General features: G+C 59.1%; 13 protein-coding genes. 5 read left to right on the top strand and 8 right to left on the bottom strand.

Features of this window, described 5'->3' with window-relative positions; all coding sequences use genetic code 11:
- Positions 1-117 precede the first annotated feature (117 nt).
- Entirely contained in the window at positions 118-1,134 is a 1,017-nt protein-coding gene (locus tag ACONT6_RS12105) for an AraC family transcriptional regulator (protein ID WP_428818755.1), read from the bottom strand.
- A 188-nt stretch (positions 1,135-1,322) separates the two neighbouring features.
- Here ACONT6_RS12105 and ACONT6_RS12100 point away from each other — a divergent pair, with 188 nt between their 5' ends.
- Together ACONT6_RS12100 and ACONT6_RS12095 are read left to right on the top strand one after the other, a co-directional pair.
- The gene (locus ACONT6_RS12100) at positions 1,323-2,810 is read left to right on the top strand and encodes a flavin-containing monooxygenase (protein WP_428821510.1); all 1,488 of its coding nucleotides are present in this window, start codon (positions 1,323-1,325) and stop codon (positions 2,808-2,810) included.
- A 41-nt stretch (positions 2,811-2,851) separates the two neighbouring features.
- Complete coding sequence (locus ACONT6_RS12095; protein ID WP_428818754.1) at positions 2,852-3,646, top strand: alpha/beta hydrolase; 795 nt, start codon at positions 2,852-2,854, stop codon at positions 3,644-3,646.
- 40 nt (positions 3,647-3,686) lie between these two features.
- Here the strand turns inward: ACONT6_RS12095 and phnE are convergent, their stop codons facing one another.
- The 6 genes from phnE to selD form a co-directional block, all read right to left on the bottom strand.
- A complete protein-coding gene (gene phnE, locus ACONT6_RS12090) occupies positions 3,687-4,484 on the bottom strand; it encodes a phosphonate ABC transporter, permease protein PhnE (protein ID WP_428818753.1) in 798 nt (265 codons plus the stop codon).
- Positions 4,481-5,341, bottom strand: a complete 861-nt coding sequence (locus ACONT6_RS12085; protein WP_428818752.1) for a PhnE/PtxC family ABC transporter permease — start codon at positions 5,339-5,341, stop codon at positions 4,481-4,483. Before ACONT6_RS12085 ends, phnE begins: the two co-directional genes overlap by 4 nt.
- Before the next feature lie 16 nt (positions 5,342-5,357).
- Positions 5,358-6,206 carry a phosphonate ABC transporter ATP-binding protein gene (locus tag ACONT6_RS12080; RefSeq protein ID WP_428818751.1) on the bottom strand — a complete coding sequence of 283 codons (849 nt, stop codon included), beginning with the start codon at positions 6,204-6,206 and terminating at the stop codon, positions 5,358-5,360.
- Positions 6,203-7,090 carry a putative selenate ABC transporter substrate-binding protein gene (locus tag ACONT6_RS12075; RefSeq protein WP_428818750.1) on the bottom strand — a complete coding sequence of 296 codons (888 nt, stop codon included), beginning with the start codon at positions 7,088-7,090 and terminating at the stop codon, positions 6,203-6,205. The genes ACONT6_RS12080 and ACONT6_RS12075 overlap by 4 nt, the downstream gene beginning before the upstream one ends.
- Positions 7,091-7,155: 65 nt before the next feature.
- Positions 7,156-8,268, bottom strand: a complete 1,113-nt coding sequence (mnmH, locus tag ACONT6_RS12070) for a tRNA 2-selenouridine(34) synthase MnmH (protein ID WP_428818749.1) — start codon at positions 8,266-8,268, stop codon at positions 7,156-7,158.
- Entirely contained in the window at positions 8,265-9,332 is a 1,068-nt protein-coding gene (gene selD / locus ACONT6_RS12065) for a selenide, water dikinase SelD (RefSeq protein ID WP_428818748.1), read from the bottom strand. Before selD ends, mnmH begins: the two co-directional genes overlap by 4 nt.
- 193 nt (positions 9,333-9,525) lie before the next feature.
- Here selD and ACONT6_RS12060 point away from each other — a divergent pair, with 193 nt between their 5' ends.
- The 3 genes from ACONT6_RS12060 (at position 9,526) to ACONT6_RS12050 (ending at position 14,146) form a co-directional block, all read left to right on the top strand.
- Positions 9,526-11,595, top strand: coding sequence for a protein-disulfide reductase DsbD family protein (locus ACONT6_RS12060; protein ID WP_428818747.1), 2,070 nt, complete (start codon positions 9,526-9,528; stop codon positions 11,593-11,595).
- 27 nt (positions 11,596-11,622) lie between these two features.
- Complete coding sequence (locus ACONT6_RS12055; RefSeq protein WP_428818746.1) at positions 11,623-12,255, top strand: thioredoxin family protein; 633 nt, start codon at positions 11,623-11,625, stop codon at positions 12,253-12,255.
- A gap of 193 nt (positions 12,256-12,448) precedes the next feature.
- Positions 12,449-14,146: a glycoside hydrolase family 43 protein gene (locus tag ACONT6_RS12050; RefSeq protein ID WP_428818745.1), complete on the top strand. Its 1,698-nt coding sequence runs from the start codon at positions 12,449-12,451 to the stop codon at positions 14,144-14,146.
- A gap of 71 nt (positions 14,147-14,217) precedes the next feature.
- On the opposite strand, the gene ACONT6_RS12045 is transcribed toward ACONT6_RS12050, so the two are convergent.
- Positions 14,218-16,905: a cellulose binding domain-containing protein gene (locus ACONT6_RS12045; RefSeq protein WP_428818744.1), complete on the bottom strand. Its 2,688-nt coding sequence runs from the start codon at positions 16,903-16,905 to the stop codon at positions 14,218-14,220.
- Between the last annotated feature and the right edge of the window lie 28 nt (positions 16,906-16,933).

The following is a 16,933-nucleotide window of genomic DNA, read 5'->3' as shown; positions in this document are numbered from 1 at the left end:
GTGTCGATCCTGTTAGGTTGGGGATGAAGGTGTGGTTCAGATTTACCCAACGGCGGGTGAATGTACAGCGATTGGTAGACATTATCGGAAGCTACCCACTGCGGCCCTGTCTCGCGATCAGCGCTGATTCAGTAACTGCGCGCGATAGGTGCGGGGTGTGGCACCGAACCAGTCCCGGCAAGCGCGGTTGAACGCGGATTGTTCTGAATACCCGAGCAGGCCGCCTATCTGGCTGAGTTTGAGGTTGGGTTCCATCAGGTAGTTCCGGGCCATTACCTGCCTTTCCACGGTCAACAGCTTTTCATAGGTGGTGCCCTCGTTGGCCAGCCTGCGCTGCAGGGTACGTTTGTGCATGGACAGGTGTGAGGCAATCGTCTCGCTGCTGCACAGGCCGGTGGGCAGCAGGCTCCTGATCAACCTGGCAACATCCTCAGAGACCGAGTTTGTATAGGGGGGCTGTTGCGCATCCAGGTAGAGCTCCGCCAGTTGCCGGGTCTGGTGGTCCACACTCGACAGCGGAATGGACAGTGTGGTGTCTGGCAGCAGGAAGCCGCACCAGCTCTGGTTGAAATGCACCGCGCTGCCAAATACCTTGCGGTAGGTCTTTTCACTGCCCAGTCGGGCGTGGATGAAACAGGTGCTGAGTGGATTGAATGCTTCACCGCACAACAGCTTCATGACCTGCATGGCATTGGCGAGTCCCAGTTCGTAGGCCTGTATCGAATAGCCGCTGCCATCGTCTATCCAGTATTCGAGCCTGATATGCCGGGACTGCCCCTGTGTCTCGAAAGTGCTGCGTATACCGAGTGCCGGGCAATGCAGGTGTAAATATCGTGCAATGCTATCCAGGGCTTCTCCCACGGTGGCAGAGCTGCGCGCGATCACGGAAATTGGCCCGAGAATATCCATCCCCTGATATTCGGCGAGCTTCAGGCCGAACTCCGGGTAATCGAGTGCTTTGGCGGTGTCCTCGAACAGCGCGGCCATATCGCGGTAGATCAGGAACGAATTGTCTTCGCGATTTTCGGCCACGGGAATCCGGTGTCTGGAGAGCAGTGCGCGCGGGTCTCCCCCCAGGTTTCTGACCAGCTCGTCGTATCCCCACAGATTGGTGGCTCTGATCAGGTTGGGCACGGGCGCTCCGATTTTTTACCGGCTTGTTTTGTGGATTCGCAACGGGGTTGGCGATACGGGCATGGTTTAGCCTGTCGCGATTTGTCAAAAAATAGTCGTCATTCGTCAATATTGTCAAGGGGAATTTCTGAAATATTGTTCAGGTCTGGTCATCAATACATATAAAAAAGGAGACCACTGTGACAGCGATGCATTACGACACCATCATCATCGGTGCCGGGCTTTCGGGCATCGGTACCGCCTGCCATATCGCCTCAGAACACCCGCACAAGCGTCTGGCCATTCTCGAGCGCAGGGAAAAAATGGGGGGCACCTGGGATCTGTTCCGTTACCCCGGCATTCGCTCCGACTCTGATATGGCGAGCTTTGGGTTCAACTTCAAACCGTGGTATTCGGACAAGGTGCTGGCGGAAGGCGACAATATCCGCAATTACGTCAAGGAAACCGCAGCCGAGTTCGGCCTGGAAGAAAAGGTGCAGTATGGCCTGGCCATCACCTGTGCGGACTGGTCCGAGGCGCGACAGCGCTGGACCGTCACCGCAGTGCACGAGCCGTCCGGTGAAGAGAAAACATTTACCTGCGCGTTCTTGATTAATTGCGCCGGTTACTACAATTTTGATCAGGGTCATCGTCCTCACTTTGAAGGTGAGGAGTCATTCAAGGGGGACATCGTTCACCCGCAATTCTGGCCGGAAAATTTCGATTATGCCGGCAAGAAAGTCGTGGTTATCGGCAGTGGTGCAACCGCCATTACCCTGGTACCGAGCATGGCGGATAAGGCGGCCGGTGTGACCATGTTGCAGCGCTCGCCAAGCTATGTGATGTCGGTGCCGGGTACCGACAAGCTGTCCATGCTGCTGAATAAAGTCCTGCCGAAGAAGTGGGTGTTCAATCTCGCTAGAAAACGCAACATCCTGATGCAGCGTGGCCTGTATCTGGCCTGCAGAAAGTGGCCAAACGCCATGCGCAAACTGTTGCTGTCCCATGTCCGCAAGCAGGTCGGCCCCGACTTCGATATGCGCCACTTCTCGCCAAGCTACAATCCCTGGGAGCAACGCCTGTGCGCAGCGCCGGACGGTGATTTCTTCACTTCCCTGCGTTCTGGCAAGGCGGATATCGTTACCGATCATATCGATCACTTTACCGAGCGCGGCATCATGCTGAAGTCCGGCCAGCACCTGGATGCGGATGTGATCGTTACCGCTACCGGCCTGGATGTACAGCTGATGGGTGGTATGGAATTCCGCCTGGATGGCAACCCGGTAAACGTGCCGGGAAAAATGATTTACAAGGGCATCATGGTGCAGGATCTCCCCAACTACGGGTGGATCTTCGGCTATACCAACGCGCCCTGGACGCTTAAGGCCGATATCGGCGGACGCTATTTGTGTAATCTGTTCACGCATATGGAAAAGCAGGGGCTTTCCGTAGCGCGGCCGGTTGATCTCGAGAACAATGCCAGTGGTACCGGTATGCTGGATGGGTTTGCACCCGGTTATATGGATCGGGCCAAAGACCGGATGCCCCGTCAGGGCAGGGGAGCACCATGGGTGGTAACCATGCACTATGGCAAGGACAAGAAGGCACTGACCGAAGAGCCGATTGCAGACGGTGTATTGCAGTTTGCGCGGGCGGTATCTCCCGTTGTGACTCAGGACCTTGAGGCCACAGCTTAACCGCTGGGCCTTTGACGTACTGAATGTAAGAGGTATTGCGTATGAGCGCTGTGGATAACACCAAACCGCCGGTCGTGCTGATCCACGGTATGTGGAGTACTGGGGAAACCTTATCGGAACTCCAGCAGGCTTTTGAGCGGCAGGGGTATGTGGTGCACGCGCCCACCCTGCCATATCACAAGGAAAAGTCGGCGTACGATACGGATGACCGGGCCCGGCTGGCCCGGGCCAGTCTGCAGGAATATGTGGATTTTATTGTTGCCAAAGTAAACGCGCTTGAGACGGCGCCGATTCTGGTTGGGCACTCTATGGGCGGGTTACTGGCACAGCTGGTGGCCGCAAGGGTCCAGGTTGAGAAGCTGGTGCTGCTGTCCTCGGCGGCCCCCGGCGGCATTAACAGCTGGAGCTGGTCAATGGTGCGCACCTTTGGCCGCAACCTGTTTCGGTTTCCATTGTGGACGCGCGTGACCGAGGTGAGGGAGAGCAATATCCGCTATGGCATTGCGAATACTCAAACTCCGGTTGTTCAGCGGCAGATATTTGACATGTCCACCTATGAATCCGGTATGGCCACGTTCCAGATCGGTGTCGGCGGCTTTTTGCCCCATGGCTTTTCCCGGGTTGATGCCCAGGCTGTGCAGTGCCCGGTACTGGTGATCGGCGGAACAGTTGACCGCATTACCCCGATCAAAATACAGCGTGCTATCGCCAACAAATATGGTGCGCGGGCCCAATTGGTGGAGCTGCCCGGCGTCTGTCACTGGACGGTAGGGGGGAGTAACTTTCCCCGGGTTTGCTCGGCCATGTTCCACTGGCTGGAAAATAAGGCGGCATAAGCACATCTGGTGATTGGCTTATCCAATAATTGTGCGCAGTTTATTTGGCCAGGTATTTCTGCCTTAACCACCGGCTGAACCCGTCCACCGCAAACACCAGTATCAGGATGGCGAGAATGACCGTCGCTGCCTGAGACTGCTGAAACAGGCTCAGGTGGATATACAGCATCTGCCCGAGTCCTCCGGCCCCCACGAAGCCGAGCACGCTGGAAATGCGGATATTATTTTCCCAGCGGTACAGGGTATACGCGGACCACTGGGGCCACAGTATTGGCAGGGTGCCGTAAAGGAACGCGGTGGTGCGGGAGCCCCCGCAATTGCGTACCGCATCGGCAGCTATGGTAGGGGTATTCTCAAGAGCCTCGGCAAATAGACGGCCCAGTACGCCGGTAGTGTGCAGGGCGAGTGCCAGGGTGCCGGCATTGGGGCCCAGTCCTGCGGCCAGCACCATCAGCGCCGCCCACACCAGTTCCGGAACGGAACGCAGCGCATTGAGCACAGCGCGCGCACACGCCTGCATTAACCCGCCCAAATATCCCGCTGCCGGTAACGCGAGGCAGGCGCCCAGCAGCGCCGCCAGTAAAGTACCCATGGCGGACATGGCGATGGTCTCCAGTGCGGCCTGGCCCACTGCCCGTAAAAAGGCGGGGGACAGATCCGGCTGCAGGAACTCCGCAAAATACTCGGCCATTGCATGCAGGGTTGTGGGCTCTGCAAGCGCAGAAAAATCTACGGACAGGAACTGGAAGGCAGCGACAATCGCGCCGAGGATAGCCAACAGCAGGAACAGGTTACCCCAGCGGAACGGGTATTTTCTGGAGTTTGTTTCCGGTTTCACAGTAGCCGACTCCGCAGCAGGCGACTGACCTGGTCGGCAACCAAAACCAGCAGCAGAAATACCAGCAGGATCGTCACGACCTCATTGCCGGCAAACATCCGCAGGGAGAGCTCCAGCTGCTGCCCCAGGCCGCCGGCACCGACAAATCCCATCACCACCGAGGCGCGCAGGGCGCATTCCCAGCGATAGACCGTATAGGAAAGCATCTCGCCGGCGGCATTGGGCAATACGCCATACAGGAATGCGCTAAACCGCGAAGCGCCGGCGCCGATCAGTGCCTCCGCCGGCCGCCGGTCCACCGACTCAAAAATTTCTCCGTAGACTTTGCCCAGCATCCCCACATAGGTAATGGCGATTGCCAGCACGCCAGCGCTGGGGCCTAGCCCCACCGCGCGCACGAACAGCAGTGCCCATACGATTTCCGGCACGCTGCGCAGCAAAACCAGCAGTGCGCGCACCGGCAGGCGCAAGCTGCGCCCCAGCAGCGAGGGCTGTCCGCGCCGGTGTAATGCCGAGCGAGACAGGGCGCGGGTAACCAGAAGGGCGGCGGCGAAGGCGGGTGGCAGCGCCAGTGCGATGCCGGCCACGGCAATGGCGAGGGTCTCCAGGGTCGAATGCCACAGGAGTTCGAGAAACTCGCGGTTATGTGCCGGTGGCCAGGCGCCATTGAGCAATGTGCCCATGGCCTGGGTGTTATCCCTATCGAACAGCACGCCCGGATTCAGTTCACTGAAATGGAGGCCCGGCCACAGTAGCAGCAACACCACGGCGCCCAGCAGCAAGCGGGGCAGGAGTGCCGGATCGCGCTGTTGCCATCCCGATGGATCGGCGGCCGTATGTATGCTGGGTTGCGTCATCGCTGCAGGCCAGTCATCAGGGTTGGCAGCGCGGTGGTGTCAGTGGTTGCCACTGCGGTTGATCCTGGCCGATATGGTTAACTGCGGCTTGTAGCTGTTCGTTGGCGTAGAGCTGGTCCAGCTCGCCGGCGGTGATTTCTTCCACCGGTTTGTCGAAAAGTATGGCGCCGTCGCGCAGGCCGATGACCCGGGGAAACAGTCTCATCGCCAGTTCCAGGTTGTGAAGACTCACTACCAGGGTTGCGCTGTGTTGTCCCGCTTCCTGTTTCAACAAGTTCAGCGTGTGTTCCGCCAGCACCGGGTCCATCGCGGACACCGGCTCATCGGCCAGAATCAGTGCCGGCTGCTGGTACAGGGCACGGGCGATGGCGACACGCTGCAATTGACCTCCGGAGAGTTGATCGCAGCGCTCGAATAGTTTGTCCCCCAGATCCAGTTTCGCCAGGGTTGCGCGCACACCTGGAATATCCATGGGATAAAAAAAGTTGAGCAGGCCCTTCAACCGCGACCACTGACCCGCGCGACCGGCGGCGACAGCGGTGACCACCCGTTGCCGCGGTGGCAACGGAGGCGACTGTTGAACCAGGCCGATTCGCGCGCGCAATTTCTGGCGCACGCCACTGCTGATCGACCAGGGGGAGGTATTGAGAATGCTGATGTTGCCGGTGTCGGGCCGCTGCGCGGTCGCCAGCAGGCGCAGCAGTGTGCTTTTCCCGGCACCGGAAGGCCCGATAATCGCTACCTGCTCACCTTCTTTGATAGCGAGCGCAATATTCTCCAGCGCGGGCTTTACCTGAGCCTGGTGCTGCAGCGCGGTTGTGGCGCGCGTGAAGATCACGCCGACACCGCGCAACGCGATATTCATTTCAAAAGGCCCACCGAGCGTGCCGCATCTTCAATGGACTGGTAGTTTTCCGGAGCCGTTTCGATAAAACGCTCTGTGGCCTGTAGATCGAGAATGGCCTTGTGCTCAGGATTGGCCGGGTCGAGTGCCAGAAAGGCTGCCTTGATATTTTTCGTCAGGGCCGGGGAGAGATCGCCGCGTACGGTCCAGTTGTAATCGAAGTAGGGCGGTGTCGTTGCCAGCACCCGCACCTTGTCGGTATCCACCTTGCCACTGTCTACCAGCTTGTCCCACACCGAGGCATTCAGCACACCGGCATCCGCCTTGCCGGCCTGCACCCAGGCTGCGGTGGCATCGTGGGCACCGGAGTAGGCTACTCGGCCAAAGAAGGTTTCCGGCTTGATACCGTCTTTGGCCATAAAGTAGCGCGGCATCAGGCTGCCGGAGGTGGAAGAGATGGAACCGAAGACAAAGCTTTTGCCCTTCAAATCCTGCAGGGTTTTTACCGCGGGATCGGCGGTAATGAACTTGCTGGTGAAATGCCGGTCCTGTTCTCGCTGTACCAGGGGTATTGCGTTACCGGTTTTCAGGCGCGCCTGCACAAAGGTGAATCCCCCAAGCCAGGCCAGGTCGACGCGGTCGGCCGCCAGGCTTTCCACCACCGCCGCATAGTCGGTCACCGGAATAAATTTCACCGGCATTCCAAGCTGCTGTTCCAGATAAGTCCCCAGCGGCTTGAACTTGCGCAGCAGTTCTGTGGGCGCTTCATCGGGAATGGCGGAGACGCGCAGAACCTTCGGACTGGATTCATCGGCACTGGCGGTAGCGCCGAAAAGCAGGGTGAGGGGGAGCAGGCAAAGGGCAACAAGCACCTTTGCCCATTGCTGAGGGGCACGATTCAACATGCGAGTTCTCCAGTTCAATAGTGGAAAAAACGATTAACGGATTGTCGGAAAAAATTCGGCTTACTTTATTGCACTTGCGCGCGCAGGTACTCCACCACTTCGCGCTGGTTGCCGCGGAATACGATACGTGCGGCTTTCTTTTCCGCCTGGTAGACGTACATGGGGTCGTAGTAGTCCCGCAGCAGCGCGGTGATCCAGTCCTGGTGGCGGTCCACATTGCCATCGGCGGTCTGCTGTTGCAGTGCCTCCTGCATGATGGTGTCCAGTTCCTGGTAGCGCTGGCCACCGAGCCGTTTGGTGATGTTGGCCAGGTTCTGGCGCAGTGCCTGGGCAAAGGCCACCGGCCCTTCTTCGGCGCCGTGCAGTTTCACAAACTCCGCACACAGGTCGACCACGTAATCCTTCAGGATCCGCTCCACCCGGCCTTCCAGGGTGTCGTCCAGCCATACCAGCGGGTAGTTGCCCATGCCCTGGTGCAGGGAAAGCGGCACAGAGCAGCGGCCAATCAGGCGACTTTCGTCTTCCAGCACAAAGTGTGTCTGGCCCGCAGCGCGGCGCTTGAGAAAATCCACCGCCAGTGCATTTTCAAACGCGATCTGTGGCGGTTGTGCGGTGGCTCGCTTGCCGAAGCTGGAGCCGCGGTGGTTGGCGTGGCCCTCAAGGTCTACTGCGTTGTCCAGCTGCATCAGGACTTCGGTTTTACCGGTGCCGGTCATTCCACCGACCAGGGTGAAACTGCATTCGCGTACGGCGCTTTCAAGTTCCTCGATCAGGAAGGTGCGCATTGCCTTGTAGCCGCCGGTAATCCGCGGATAGGGAACGCCCGCCTCGTTGAGCCATTGCTGACTGATCTGGGAGCGCAGGCCGCCGCGGAAGCAGAACAGGTAGCCTTCGGGATGATTGCGGGCAAACTCCGCCCACGCGGCCACACGTGCTTCCTTTACCGCGCCACCAACCAGCTCGTGACCGAGCGCGATCGCCGCCTGCTGGCCTTTCTGTTTGTAGCAGGTGCCCACCTTCTGGCGTTCGATGTCGGTCATCAGCGGCAGGTTAACCGCATTGGGAAAAGATCCCTTGTTGAACTCCACCGGTGCGCGGGTATCGATCATTGGCACGTCGTGCAGGAAGATCTCGCGGAAGTCGCCGGTATCCGGCCTGGGGGCTTTCACTGTGCTCATCGCAGGGTCACCGCGAATTCGTGGCCGGCGTCTTCCCGCGCCACCAGTTCGCCGATGGGGGTGAGGTGCAAATCCAGTGCCTGAGCGGCGGCGAGAAACTCTGCCTCACCTTCCGGGGTAACTGCCACCAGTAATCCACCGCTGGTCTGCGGGTCGCACAGCAACTGGTGCTGGCTTTCTTCCTGCAGGCGAACCCGGTGCCCGTAGCTTTCAAAGTTGCGCCCGGTACCGCCGGGAATGCAGCCCTGTTCGAGGTAGTGGGGCACGCTGGCTATCCGGGGCACAGCGTCGAAATCCAGTTCGGCACACAGGCCGCTGCCATCCGCCAGTTCCACCAGGTGGCCGAGCAGGCCGAAACCGGTGACGTCTGTCATCGCGGTGACGCCGGACAGCCGCGCAAAGTGGCTGCCGGGACGATTGAGGGTACACATCAGGTCGCGCGCCACGCCGATATCTTCTTCGCGCAGCTTGCCCTGCTTTTCCGCGGTGGTGAGCACGCCGATGCCGATGGGCTTGGTCAGATACAGTTTGCAACCGGCGGTGGCGGTGTCATTGCGTTTCAGCCGGCGTTTTTCCACCACGCCAGTGACCGCCAGCCCGAAGATGGGTTCCGGGGCATCGATGGAGTGGCCGCCCGCCAGCGGGATGCCCGCGGCTTCACATACGGCACGGCCGCCGCGAATCACTTCCCGCGCCACTTCCGGCGGCAGCACATTTATCGGCCAGCCGAGAATGGCGATGGCCATCAGCGGATCGGCCCCCATGGCGTAGATATCACTGATGGCATTGGTGGCGGCGATGCGGCCGAAGTCGTAGGGATCATCCACGATCGGCATAAAGAAGTCGGTGGTCGACACCACCCCGCGTTCCTCGTCCAGCGCGTACACAGCGGCGTCGTCACGGGAGCTATTGCCCACCCACAGGTTGGTATCGGCGAGCTGGGTGCCGCTGTCTGCGAGGATCTTGTCGAGTACTGCGGGCGCAATTTTGCAGCCACAGCCGGCGCCGTGGCTGTACTGGGTCAGGCGAACGGGCTCGGAGGAGGCAGGAGCGTGATTGGACATGGAAGCCTTGTGCGTTGACGGGACGAATGCCGGGATGAAAGACGGACATTTTATCAGTGGTTGGCGGGTGTTTTCATCCATGCCGTTCGACCTGCTTGCAGCAACCGTGGTAATCCATTTGAATGACCGGTGAGTACAAACACAATACGATTGACAAAGTAAATCCATTGACGGCTGCAAAGTGGGGTGTCTGTTGGCTTTGAAATCTCTGGCTGGATTTCTGTTTTCCTTTTTTCTGTGGGGCCTCGCGTTTCACAGCCACGGGGATACGACGCAGGAAACCGCCTCCGGCGACCATGTAAAAGTACGCTGGCTGGCGCCGGATACGTTTGCCGGTGGAACCGAAACCATCGGCTTCTATTTCGAAGTTGACCCCGGTTGGCATGTTTACTGGCGCAATGCCGGGGATTCTGGCGCTGCACCGCGCTTTGATTTTGTCGGCGCCAGTGGCGATGTGGGCGATATTCAATGGCCGTTTCCAGTACGCCTACCCATCGAGCATCTGACCAATCTCGGCTACGAGGGCGATGTGGCCTACCTGTTTTCGGTAAAGCCCGATGCGTCGCGCATGGAGCTGGTGGTGAATCTCGAGTGGCTGGTGTGCAAGGTCGATTGCATTCCCGGCTACGGCACCATGATCCTGTCGCGGCCTGTGGCGGATGCCGCACAGTGGTCCCTTGAGGACAAGGCGCTGCGGGACCGGTTCGCCGCACGGGTGCCCGAATCCGCCGACACCGGAAACTTTCCCTGGACCGTCGCCAATGTGTCCGCCATGTCAGCGGGAGATTCCCTGCAACTGATCCTTGAGGCGGGTGAGGGCGGCAAACAGCGGTCGGTGCCGGATGTATTCCCTCTCGATGGCGGCTTGCTTACCGCCAAGGAGCCTCAGGTCGAGCAAGCGGAAAACACCATCCGCTACACCTTCCAGCGGGTGCCCGGCGCGCCGGTGACACCGACCACCGGATTCGTTGTCAGTGACGGCGAGCGCGCCTGGCAGCTGGACGATGTAGAAATTGAGGCAGCGTCTTCCAGCGCACCGGCCTCACAACCCGCGCCTGTCGACGGCGGTCAACCACTGTGGCTGCTGGTACTCGCCGCCATTGCCGGTGGTGCCATTCTCAACCTGATGCCCTGTGTATTCCCGGTACTGTCGATCAAGCTGTTTGGCCTGGTTGGCCCGGAAGCTGAGGCCTCGGGACGCCTCAAGGAAGGCCTGCGCTACGCTGCGGGTGTGCTGGTGACCTTTGCCGCGCTGGGTGCGCTGTTACTGATCCTGCGCGCCGGCGGTGCCGCCATCGGCTGGGGGTTCCAGCTGCAATCGGCGCCGGTGGTGCTGGGGCTGATTCTACTGTTCTGGGTAATGGCCCTGTCGTTCAGCGGCCTGTATGAATTCGGACACCACCTGATGAACCTTGCGGGCAACAGCCGCGGTGGCGCTTTTGTGACCGGTGTGCTGGCGGTGTTTGTTGCCGCGCCCTGTACCGGCCCGTTTATGGGCGCCGCACTCGGGGCAGCGACACTGCTGCCGGCCTACGGCGCCATGGCCATTTTCCTTGGCCTGGGTATCGGCCTGGCGCTGCCGTTTGTATTGCTGTGCGCTTTTCCCGCGCTGCTCAACCGCCTGCCAGCACCGGGACCCTGGATGGAGACGCTGCGGCAATTCCTTGCCTTCCCGCTTTATGCCACGGTGATCTGGCTGATGTGGGTGCTGGGCAGGCTGATTGGTGAAAGTGGCTGGCTGATCAGTGCCCTGCTGATGCTGTCAGTGGTGTTTGCCTTCTGGCTGGGCCGCCATCAGTTTCGGGGCAGTCGCTGGATCGCCTGGTTACTGGTCCTCGCCGCGCTGGTGATGAGTTTTGGCGCGGTCAGTAAATTGCAGCAAAACGGTAGTGGTGTGAAAAGCGCGCAGACCGAGTCTGCAGGCGGTTGGCAGCCGTACAATCGTAATGCCATCAATCAGGCACTGGCGCGCAATCAGGCCGTATTTATCGACTACACCGCGGCCTGGTGTATTACCTGTCAGGTGAACAAAAAACTGGTGCTGGAGTCCGAGGACGTCGAGGCGCTGTTCCGGGACAATGACGTATTTCTGGTGCGCGCGGACTGGACCGATCAGGACCCGGACATTACCCGCGCACTGGGGGAGCTGGGAAGGAACTCGGTGCCGGTTTATGCGTGGTATGCCCCGGGAGAGCGCACGCCAGTTTTACTGCCGCAGATACTGAAAGCAGAGATGATCGAAGCACTGTTCAATCAGGAATGATTTTATCAACCAAGAGGATGCGTGATCGTGAGTACACAAGGTATGAGTGGTAAACGTTTTTTCCGTAATGTGCTGAGTGGCGCTGCGCTGTTGGCGCTGCCGGCACTGACCATGGCTGTGGCGGTGCCCGGCGAAAAGGCGCCGGACTTCAGCGAAGTGGACGCGGCAGGAGAAACCCGCAGCCTGGAGGATTACAAAGGCGAGTGGCTGGTGCTGGAGTGGTTCAACAAGGACTGTCCCTATGTGAAGAAGCACTACGGCAGTGGCAATATGCAGGCACTGCAGAAGAAATACACCGACCAGGATATCAACTGGCTGACCGTCATTTCCTCCGCCAAGGGCAAGCAGGGTTACCTGGAACCGGCGCAGGCACTGGAAGTGGCGGAAAGCCACAAGCTGGCTGCCAGCGTGCCATTCCTGCTGGATAGCGATGGCAGCATGGGCCGCGCCTACGGTGCCAAGACCACTCCGCATATGTTTATCATCAACCCGCAAGGCGAGGTGGTGTACGCCGGTGCGATTGATGACAATGACTCGGCCAATCCGGCAGTGATTCCCAAGTCCAACAATTATGTGGCCGCTGCGTTTGATGCGGCACTGAACGGTGAAAAAGTTGCCGTTGCTTCTTCTCGTGCCTATGGCTGCAGCGTGAAGTACTGATCTGCGATTGGCTTTTTGCACGTTTTATCGCCACTTCGCCGAGAAGTGGCGAGGCTCTTTTAACTTTCCTTTTCCTTCCCTCTGTCACATTGATTGAAAGTTTGGCCTGACCAAAGATAAAATGGTCAGCCAATTTTCACGTCCCCTCTGAAATAGTACCCCTCAGAAAAAAACCGATAACCGCGGGAAAATTATGAAGCACGATGTAAACGTTTTCAGGCTGATTTTGCCATTAATCCTAACTGCTCTTTTGGTCAACGGTTGCGACCACGCAGAAGTAGCGGAAATCAAGCCAGGCCACTTTTCGACTGCGCCAGTTGCCCTGTGGCAGGCGGATCTGGGCAATGGTCACTACCAGAACCCCATCCTGTACGCAGACTATTCAGACCCGGACGTGGTTGCGGTCGGGGATGACTTTTACATGACCGCGTCCAGTTTCAATGCTTCTCCGGGGTTGCCGCTGCTGCACTCCACGGATCTGGTGAACTGGGAACTGATTGACTATGTGGTGGACAAGAATGTCCCTGCGGAGACCTTTGCTGTGCCCCAGCACGGTAACGGCATCTGGGCACCGAATATCCGCTACCACGACGACAAGCTGTGGATCTTTTTTCCCGATCCGGATCACGGCATCTACATGACCAATACCGCAGATCCCAAGCAGGGTTGGAGCGAGCCGAAGCTGATTCTGCCGGGCAAGGGCATTATCGATCCGACCCCGCTGTGGGATGACGATGGCCAAGCCTATCTGTTGCACGGTTGGGCAAAGAGCCGTTCCGGCAAGAACAATATCCTCACGCTGCATAAAATGTCCGCCGATGGCTCCGAGGTGGAAGCGGAAGGCGAGGTTGTGATCAATGGCCATGCGCTGGAAGGTTACCGCACGCTTGAGGGGCCGAAGTTTTACAAGCGCGGAGAGTACTACTACGTATTTGCGCCCGCCGGCGGGGTACCGGTGGGTTGGCAGTCGGTATTCCGTTCCAAAAATATTTACGGTCCCTATGAAGACCGTATCGTGATGGAGCAGGGCAATAGCATCACCAACGGCCCGCACCAGGGTTCCTGGATTCACACCCCGGCGGGGGAAGACTGGTTTATCCACTTTCAGGCGCGCGGTCCCTATGGCCGTATCGTGCACTTGCAGCCAATGGCATGGAAAGACGGCTGGCCGGTAATCGGTGTGGATGAAGACGACGATGGTGTGGGCAACCCGGTGACCAGTTATCGTAAACCGGAAGTCAGCAAACCGAGTCCGGTAAAAAACCTGCCGTTTGCGGACGACTTTGCCGATGACGAGCTGGCTCTGCAGTGGCAGTGGAATGCCAATTACAGTGAAGACTGGTACAGCCTGGACGCGCGCGAAGGTTACCTGCGTCTGTTCGCACAGCAGAGCGTGGACCCGGAAGGGGACAACCTGTGGATGCAGCCATCTTTGCTGCTGCAGAAACTGCCGGCACCGGAGTTTATCGTACAGGCCACGCTGGAAATTCCCGAGACGCTCGGCGAAGTGGAAGGTGGCCTACTTATGTTTGGCGAAGACTACGCCTGGATCGGGTTCCGCAACCTGCCCGGCACCGGCGAAATGGAAATCGGTGAAGTGAGCTGTCGCGATGCGCGCAAGGAATGCACTGAGCACTTTGAACCGCACAGCCGTGTGAAATCTGGCGAACTGACCCTGCGCATGACGGTAAGTCAGGGCGGGCAGACAGTGCTCAGCTACCAGAAAGAAAATGGCCGCTTCCGCGCACTGGGCGAACTCTTCCAGGCGCGCCGCGGACGCTGGGTAGGTGCCAAGGTCGGTTTGTTTGTCCGCACCAATGATGCGGATCTGGTAAATGCGAAAAACTATATTGATGTAAAAGAATTCCGCTTTATCCAGCCGAAGCGCTAAAATGCCGCGAAACCGAAAAGGGCTCCATTACGGAGCCCTTTTGCGTTGTAATATCGAACTTCCCTGTCGCTTCAGGGCGTATAGATATCCGGCCACGGATACGTCAGTACCTCACTGCCGATATAAAAACTCGGGTGCGGCGGCTGGTTGTAACCGCTGTTCTGCCAGGCGATGGCCGCGCGGTATTGTGGATCGTGCATCAAGGTAGGTATGCGCAGATCCGTACCGTAGGGGGTAGCATAGATCCGCAGCGCGGAGCTATCACTGGTCGCCCACACCACTTCCTCTCGCCAGTCACCGAACAGATCGGCGGAAAGGGATGGCGTCGCCTTGGTGCCATTGTTGGAGACAACATTGGAACCGGTCAGCAAGCGCACTGCAGGGTCGTAGTTGTCGATGCGGGTACCGTCCAGTAATTCCCGTTCTCCGTCGCCATCCCACCAGATCAGGAAATTGGTGGGACCGGGTTTGGCGGCGACCGCACTACCGCTGGCATTGAGTAGACCGCTGACCCGCGAGGACCAGAATTCGCCCCCCGGATTGCCTGCCCATATATTACCGGCCACGGCCCGGCCATTGTCGCCATTGGCCGGGGTCTGGAAAATCACCGAGCCGTTCCGGCCGTCGATCAACCGCGACGAGGGCTGGTTGCTGTGCTCCGCGGGCATAAAGATTTCCTGGCCGGGACGGCCGGGTACGAAATCGCTCACGTGCAGTGCGTCACCGTGATACATGCGGGTGTTCCACAGCGGCTGGCCGTTAGCACCGATCGCCATGGCACCGAAGACAATATCCTGGCGTCCGTCACCGTTCAGATCCGCGATGGATAGGCTGTGAGCGCCTTGTCCCTCGTATTCTCTGCCCGCTTGATTGGAATCGAATATCCAGCGGGTGGAGAGGTTCTGCCCATCGAAGTCCACTGCCCAGATCACGGTGCGGGTGTAATAACCGCGGGAGAAAATCAGGCTGGGGGTGGCGCCATCGAGCCAGGCGGTGCCGGCCAGGAAACGATCCACGCGGTTGCCGTAGTTATCTCCCCAGCTGCTCACGTTACCGCGCGGGGGCTGGTAATCGACGGTGTCGATGGCGGCGCCGGTGCGGCCGTCAAAGATGGTGAGAAACTCCGGGCCGGAGAGAATATAACCGGCGGAGTTGCGGTAGTCGGCACTGACATTGCCAATTACATTGCCAGTGCCATCCACGGTACCGTCAGCGGTTTTCATCGCCACTTCCGCGCGGCCGTCGCCATCGTAGTCGTAGGCCTGGAACTGGGTGTAGTGGGCGCCCGCGCGAATGTTGCTCCCCAGATTGATACGCCACAGGCGTTCGCCATTGAGACGATAGGCATCCATGTAGACGTTGCCGGTAAAACCACTCTGGGAATTATCGCGTGAGTTACTGGGGTCCCATTTTACAATCAGTTCATACTGGCCATCACCGGTAAGGTCGGCTGCGCTGGCATCGTTGGCGGAATAGGTGTAGCCGGACCCGCCCGCCGGGCGCTGGATGGGTACGTCAAAAAAGCCGTTCCCGTTGAACACGAGTTCTGCGGGTGCCGGCGCACCCTCGCTGCCATTGGTCACTGCACGTACTGAATAGGCGGCACCGGCAGACCCGTTCCGGTCCAGATAGTTGCTCGCGCCCGTAATTAGTTGGCTATTGATCTTCTGGCCGTTGCGATAAAGGTTGAAGGCCACATCCGGATCGTCGGTGCCAAGAATTCGCCAGCTCACCAGGTTTCCATTGCCGGTGGGTACGACGGTGACGCCGCGCGTCAGGTTTTCCATCTGATAGTTGCCACCACCGGTGGAAGTACAGGCACCGGCAGATGGTCCGTCGCCAGTTGCCGTGAGGGCGTCGATATTTGCCAGGCCGTCGCTGCCCGAGGCAACCAGTTCTATAGTGTTTTCCCCAGCGGTCAGCGCGACCACGACGCTAGCCTGGCTCCAGCTGGTCCAGCCGCCGGTGGAGGGAAAATCCACGCTGGCCAGGTCGGCACCGTTGACGCGCACATTGGCGGGCCGGTTTGCACTGCCGCCGTTGGCAAAGCGCCAGTCCAGCAGGTAATCGCTGGCAGATGCCGCATTCAGGCTCCAGCGAATGCGCGTTCCGCTCAGGTTGTGGGTATTGGCGAAGCCACCGCCGGTGAATCCGGCATTATTGCTATCGATACTACCGTCGACACCACAGAATCCGGTGGCGTTTTCCTGCAGGGTAATCGCGTTTCCACCACCGGACGAACCGCCGCTGCCCGAAGAGCCGGAACCACCACTGGAGGAAGAGCTTGAAGACGAACTTGAAGAGCCACCGCCGGACGAGCTGCTCGACGAACCGCCACCGTTACACACTGTGCCATTAAGGGTGAAAACGGCGGGGATCTGCGCCGGGGGCACGGCGTCGGTCAGCTGGATACCAAAGTTGTGGGTGGCGCCGGGGGCGATGGTGCCATTCCAATGGCTGGCGGCATTGGAGGCACGGATACGGGTGCCACTTTGCACAATATTCGCATTCCAGCCGCCGCTGTGGCTTTCACCACTGCCGACATCCCACTCCAGGGTCCAGCCGGCAATGGGCGCATTGCCGGTATTGGTGATGCCCACGTCGGCCTGATAAGCGCCGTTCCAGTCGCTGATGGGATAGTCCACGTCACAGGAAATGGATTCCTGTGACTGCGCCAGCGAAGGCAAAAGCCCAATACTGGCTGCGGCCGCGACCCAGAGCCGGGCGCGGAACAAAAGGGATTTTTTGTTCATCGTCATTGTCTCTCTTGTTGCGTAAATTTTTATT

Origin of the sequence: Microbulbifer sp. MCCC 1A16149 (assembly GCF_050368945.1) — a bacterium.
Taxonomy (GTDB): Bacteria; Pseudomonadota; Gammaproteobacteria; order Pseudomonadales; family Cellvibrionaceae; genus Microbulbifer.
The sequence above is the reverse complement of the archived record's forward strand: the minus strand, read 5'-3'. Positions and strand labels throughout refer to the sequence as shown.

Bases quoted from the DNA above. Each gene is read 5' to 3' on its own strand.
- ACONT6_RS12100 (WP_428821510.1), top strand. From the start codon at position 1,323: ATGCATTACGACACCATCATCATCGGTGCCGGGCTTTCGGGCATCGGT.
- ACONT6_RS12095 (WP_428818754.1), top strand. From the start codon at position 2,852: ATGAGCGCTGTGGATAACACCAAACCGCCGGTCGTGCTGATCCACGGT.
- ACONT6_RS12085 (WP_428818752.1), bottom strand. From the start codon at position 5,341: ATGACGCAACCCAGCATACATACGGCCGCCGATCCATCGGGATGGCAA.
- ACONT6_RS12080 (WP_428818751.1), bottom strand. From the start codon at position 6,206: ATGAATATCGCGTTGCGCGGTGTCGGCGTGATCTTCACGCGCGCCACA.
- ACONT6_RS12075 (WP_428818750.1), bottom strand. From the start codon at position 7,090: ATGTTGAATCGTGCCCCTCAGCAATGGGCAAAGGTGCTTGTTGCCCTT.
- mnmH (WP_428818749.1), bottom strand. From the start codon at position 8,268: ATGAGCACAGTGAAAGCCCCCAGGCCGGATACCGGCGACTTCCGCGAG.
- selD (WP_428818748.1), bottom strand. From the start codon at position 9,332: ATGTCCAATCACGCTCCTGCCTCCTCCGAGCCCGTTCGCCTGACCCAG.
- ACONT6_RS12050 (WP_428818745.1), top strand. From the start codon at position 12,449: ATGAAGCACGATGTAAACGTTTTCAGGCTGATTTTGCCATTAATCCTA.
- ACONT6_RS12045 (WP_428818744.1), bottom strand. From the start codon at position 16,905: ATGACGATGAACAAAAAATCCCTTTTGTTCCGCGCCCGGCTCTGGGTC.